Origin of the sequence: Vibrio sp. JPW-9-11-11 (assembly GCF_013369335.1) — a bacterium.
Taxonomy (GTDB): Bacteria; Pseudomonadota; Gammaproteobacteria; order Enterobacterales; family Vibrionaceae; genus Vibrio.
The window spans coordinates 1-3164 of sequence record NZ_SZQJ01000020.1 but is presented as its reverse complement, the minus strand read 5'-3'; the positions used below and the strand labels follow the sequence as shown (position 1 = coordinate 3164).

4 protein-coding genes are annotated in these 3164 nt (G+C 41.2%); all 4 read right to left on the bottom strand.

Features of this window, described 5'->3' with window-relative positions:
• Positions 1-507: 507 nt before the first annotated feature.
• Positions 508-951: an SMI1/KNR4 family protein gene (locus FCU94_RS15660; RefSeq protein ID WP_176289429.1), complete on the bottom strand. Its 444-nt coding sequence runs from the start codon at positions 949-951 to the stop codon at positions 508-510.
• A 161-nt stretch (positions 952-1112) separates the two neighbouring features.
• Positions 1113-1772 carry a hypothetical protein gene (locus FCU94_RS15655; protein ID WP_255199286.1) on the bottom strand — a complete coding sequence of 220 codons (660 nt, stop codon included), beginning with the start codon at positions 1770-1772 and terminating at the stop codon, positions 1113-1115.
• Between the two features lie 203 nt (positions 1773-1975).
• Complete coding sequence (locus FCU94_RS15650; protein ID WP_176289430.1) at positions 1976-2227, bottom strand: hypothetical protein; 252 nt, start codon at positions 2225-2227, stop codon at positions 1976-1978.
• Positions 2228-2934: 707 nt separating this feature from the next.
• Positions 2935-3164, bottom strand: a 230-nt coding sequence (locus tag FCU94_RS19240) for an HIT family protein (protein ID WP_369597262.1), incomplete at its 5' end; no start/stop codon positions are given.

Genomic DNA, 3164 nt, shown 5'->3' with positions numbered 1-3164 from the left:
CTCACTTGGCCGCCAAATGCACGAAACACCAAGCGCGTAAGTCCACTTCCCTGCCCAATGAGGCAACCCGAGTTAGCTTCAACAAGCGCCCTATCTTTCCAACCAAAGCGCAGAACAATGGCAAATTGCCGAGGCAACTGCCAAATTGAAATGCTGCTTGGCAAAAAACTAAAAGCGACTTTGAGCCAGTGAAATTTGTAACCAGCCGCCACGACCTGCAAATGAAGCAACCCGCGAACTTTGACATGTTTTACGGGCTGAGAAATTCACGAATTTAGGCCGACAATGCGGATTTGCTGAGACAACTAGGACGAACTGCCAAAGGGGCAAAGAACAGAGATCGAAGAATTTTTAAGCCTTTGAAATACAAGTAAACATAACGCCGCGTTAGGTAGTGAGCAACGCTACCACAAAACTTAACCTTACCACCGTAAACACTAAACCCAACATTAGAACCAAAATCGCCAAGCGTTGGGAATCTGTCTTAAACGCTTTGTTAGCTATATACTACCAAACCTCTTCGAATCTCTCGTTGAGGAGTACTGCAAGCCAATCATTGAATACATACTCTTTGAGATGTTCACTCGCCCATAATTCTACTGGGCATTCTGGGTCAAACACGTATAGCTGTTTCGAAGTAGCTTTTAACCCAAAATGCTCCCCACTAGTACTGCTGGCAATTAGTAATAGCTCGGGAAACACAGTACCGCTAGCTTTACAAACTGACTTCGTCCATTCTTCGATTGACTCCAAGTTGAGTAACTCAAATATAAAACCAAATTCATTATCGGTATATTTGAAAGTACCAACTTTAACTAGAAATTCTCTATATGTTTCAGGGAGTTCATACCCAAGTCTTCCCTCAAATGAGACAATATCATCAATCGTGTACCTTTTCTTCCTTGTACATTCGATCATCGAGTCAATCATAGAGTTAAACAGATCGTACATATATGGTTCTCTTCAGTATGAGATATTCTTGTATAGCTAACGCCAAATTAAGTAGTGAGCCACGCTGCCACCTACCTAAAGTATTGTGCCGTAAACACTAAAGCTGATTCAAACCGAAAATGCCAAGCGTTGCGAATCTGCTTAAATTTATTGTTATGTTCCTAATAAAAACCATACTTCTCTTCGATGTATTCCATTAACTCTCTTAAAGAGAACTCGACCATACCCAAACTTTTCCGCAGGTATTCATATGATATGTCTAGTTGATCCGATGTGATGAAAATTAACTTCTCTTTCGCTGCGATTTTCTTAATTGCACTCGCTTTGCTTGCCTCAAGGGAGCTTAAGTTTCCATTAGCATGAGCAACGCAATTTCTTAGTTTCGTAATTTCTGATAGCGCATTCATAGTCTTTTGATCAAATGCGAAGTCGAAGCCCAAAACATGCTCAATATATTTATTGCACTTTGAAGGCAATGATTTAGCTGTAACATCTTTCAATTTTGGCGTTTTTTCTTCTTTTTTCCTTGTATACTCAAGTAGCTGTGTTACTGAATTCTCAAATAACGTATAGATACTAACCAACATTGGCATGCGAATAATACGCGGGATCTCGTCTTCGGCAATTCGGTAAACATGAGAGTATTCATCGTGCTCAAGACCACTGAAGCTCTTTTCCTCCGATGTAACGTAACTACTGCAAGATGCAGCAACACCAGACTCCATGTGTGTCAGGTATTCTTTAAGTACTATCAGCTCAACTTTAATGTGAATACCTGGATAAGAAACATCCAAGTTTAATATTCCTTGCAATGAAGCCATAAGCCATCTCTCAATTATCCCACGTTATAAATCCAATCTGCCATCTCCACTAGCGTCTAATTGTTGGAGGAACATAACGCCGCGTTAAGGGGTGAACAACGCCACCACCTAGCCTAAATCATTGTGCCGTAAACACTTAAGCTCAATCAAACCGAAAATGCCAAGCGTTGAGAATCCCTCTTAAACGCTTTGTTATGTGCTTTTTATTGAGGTCTGTCTTCTGGGTTGTCTCGATACCAAGCTTCAAGCAACTCTTGACCATAGATAACTTCTGTCTGCATGTGCATATAAAGAAGAATCGCTGCTAACAAAAAGCTTATTCCGTTTAGCCACCGCAAGGCATGCTTACGCTCAATATCATAGAAAAACATACTGACACCGACAAGCAAGAAAGGATAAGCACCCATAAGAAGCAACAACCAACCAAGATAGCTGGAAATTGCCATTTCCGTCATTTCACCAGTCACTTCCGCCACCCAATGAGTAAGTAGAAAACTTCGTGCATATTAGAGCAAGTATTCAGCTCCAAGGAATTAACTCGGGATGGTTTCGAGGCACTTCAAATTGAGCTTTCGAAACTGGCACATAACGCCCAATTAAGTAGTGAGCGACGCCACCGCCACACCTAAACCATTGTGCCGTACACACTAAAACTGATTCAAACCAAAAATGCCAAGCGTTGCGAATCTGCTTAAATTGCTTGTTAGATTTGTACTTTTTGGTTTCCCGTCACCTAAAATCCACACCATTTAAGGCGACGACCAGAAATAGCAAAAATCCCCCTAAACTGATTGGTAAGAGCGCTATTAACCACAACGCCACATGACTCAGCTTTATCAGAAACGTTTTGCCTCGCTGCCCTCGAGTTGCTTTGCGAAACTGAGTTGCGGCAGTTAAGGAGCCAGCACACCACAGTAGGATAAGCGACATAATTTGAAAATCACTTCCTCTAGAAAAGGCATGTTCTACTGCAAGAAAGAGTATTGCATGCATCGCAAGAGTGATGATTAAAATTGCTTTGATTCTATTCATATTTCTCGAAAAATCTAACGCCCAATTAAGTAGCCCGAAACGCTCTGACTAACCTTCCGCATACCTCGGCAACACAAAACTCGACGCAAACCAAAAGTGCTGAGCGTTGAGGGTCTGCTTGAATTGTTTGTTATAAGCGTGCCAGAGATTCGCGCAGTTTTTCTATGCTTTGAACTCCAATCTCACTACTTTTCCACCCAAATTTGTCACCATTAAACCTAGGAAAAATATGGAGATGGTAATGTGAAAGCTCATTGAATTTACCGTTATTTTGAATAAAAGATATACCATCTGGTTCAAAAGTTCGCTCAATACGTTGATAGAGGTCTCTGGCCACCGATTGAATTTCTGTAAGAACTT

What these genes read in the sequence shown, in the direction of transcription:
- FCU94_RS15650 (WP_176289430.1), bottom strand. Translation starts at nt 2,227, where the DNA reads ATGACGGAAATGGCAATTTCCAGCTATCTTGGTTGGTTGTTGCTTCTT.
- FCU94_RS15660 (WP_176289429.1), bottom strand. Translation starts at nt 951, where the DNA reads ATGTACGATCTGTTTAACTCTATGATTGACTCGATGATCGAATGTACA.
- FCU94_RS15655 (WP_255199286.1), bottom strand. Translation starts at nt 1,772, where the DNA reads ATGGCTTCATTGCAAGGAATATTAAACTTGGATGTTTCTTATCCAGGT.